This window comes from uncultured Cardiobacterium sp., from assembly GCF_938028185.1.
GTDB lineage: Bacteria > Pseudomonadota > Gammaproteobacteria > Cardiobacteriales > Cardiobacteriaceae > Cardiobacterium.
Map to the genome: position 1 here is coordinate 1 of NZ_CALJAH010000333.1, position 1,868 is coordinate 1,868.

Genomic DNA, 1,868 nt, shown 5'->3' on the forward strand with positions numbered 1-1,868 from the left:
GATGGAAATCCGTAGAAACAAGCCGTAGGGGCGGTTAGCGCAGCGTAACCGCCCGCAACAATGCATCGGCCAGTTACAAAAATAGCCACCCCACACATTCGGAGTATTTATGAAACGCGAAAAAATCAGCGGTGGCATTCACACCGTGCAGCAATTATTGGCAGACGGCAAGGCATTGCGCCTTTATGTCGCCGACAACAAAAAATCGAAAAATCTCGCCGCGCTGGTCGCCGAGGCACAGGCGCGCGGCGTGCCGGTGGAGACGGTCGCGCTGTATGAAATTGAAATGATGCTGCCCGGCGTGCGTCATCAGGGCGTGGCGGCGGTCAGCGAGGCGCGCGGGCAGGCGGCGGACTGGACAGACGCCATCGCCGGGGTGGAAAAACCGCTGCTCTTGCTGCTGGACAGCATCCAGGACCCGCACAATCTCGGCGCCTGCCTGCGCAGCGCGGCGGCGGCGGGGGTGGATGCGGTGCTGATTCCCAACAGTCGCGCGGCGGATGTGACGCCGGTGGTGGAGAAGGTCGCCTGCGGCGCGACGGAAATCCTGCCGCTGTTCCGCGTCAGCAATTTGCGGCGCGAGGTGGAGCGGATGCAGCGTCAGGGCATCTGGGTGGTCGGCGGCGCGGGCGGCGCGGCGCAATCGCTCTATGCGACGGATTTGACCGTGCCGCTGGCGGTCATCGTCGGCAACGAAGGCGAGGGCATCCGCCACGGCCTGCGCGAGCAGTGCGATTTCCTCGTGCAGATTCCGATGGCGGATGGCATGGAAAGCCTCAATGTCTCGGTCGCCTGCGGCGTGATGCTGTTTGAGGCGCGGCGACAGCGGCTGTTGGCCTGAAGGCTGTTTACAGTCACCTTTCCCGCTATCCTGTATGTAAACGCCCGTCGCAGTGCGCTTTGGCGGCAAAAACCGACACCCGTGTTTGTGGCTTTCTGTTAAACTTACGCGACTTTTTCGCAACCCTTTGGAGATTTCAACATGAGCGATTCTTTGAAAAAAGAAGCCCTGCGTTATCACAGCTTTCCGACCGCAGGCAAGGTTTCCGTCACCCCGACCAAGGCGCTGGACAACCAGCGCGATTTGTCGCTCGCTTACTCTCCGGGGGTTGCCTATGCCTGTCAGGCGATTGAGGCCGACCCGCTGCAAGCCGATTACCTCACCTCCCGCGCCAATTTGGTCGCGGTGATTTCCAACGGCTCTGCCGTACTCGGCCTCGGCAATATCGGCGCGCTCGCCGGTAAACCCGTTATGGAAGGCAAGGGCGTACTCTTCAAGAAGTTCGCCGGGATTGATGTCTTTGATATTGAAGTGAACCAGGCCGACCCGGAGAAATTTATCGAAGCGGTCGCCGCGCTGGAGCCGACGTTTGGCGGCATCAACCTCGAAGACATCAAGGCGCCGGAGTGTTTTGAAATTGAAAACCGCCTGAAGGAGCGAATGAACATCCCGGTTTTCCACGATGACCAGCACGGCACCGCGATTATCGCCTCTGCCGCGCTGATTAACGCGCTGCGCTTGCAGGATAAGGACATTGGCAAGGTGCGTGTTGTTGCGTCCGGTGCGGGCGCGGCGGGGATGGCGTGCCTGGATATGTTCGTCAATCTCGGCGTGAAGAAGGAAAACATCATCGTCTGCGATTCCAAGGGGCCGATTTATGAAGGCCGCCCCGGCAAGCTCGACGGACGCAAGGCGGAGTTTGTCGCCAAGACCGACGCGCGCAGTCTTGCCGAAGCGCTCTCTGGCGCGGACGTCTTCCTCGGCGTCTCACAGGCGGGACTGCTCACCGGCGAGATGGTGAAGACGATGGCGGCGAAACCGCTGGTGCTGGCGCTCGCCAACCCGGTGCCGGAAATCATGCCGGAAG

The 1,868-nt window shown here is 60.8% G+C and carries 2 protein-coding genes; both read left to right on the forward strand.

Annotated features, from left to right (window positions below):
- Window positions 1–109: 109 nt before the first annotated feature.
- Window positions 110–841, forward strand: a complete 732-nt coding sequence (gene rlmB / locus Q0349_RS09790; RefSeq protein ID WP_298080717.1) for a 23S rRNA (guanosine(2251)-2'-O)-methyltransferase RlmB — start codon at window positions 110–112, stop codon at window positions 839–841.
- Between the two features lie 141 nt (window positions 842–982).
- Window positions 983–1,868: malic enzyme-like NAD(P)-binding protein (locus Q0349_RS09795; protein ID WP_298080718.1), on the forward strand; the 886-nt coding region annotated here is incomplete at its 3' end.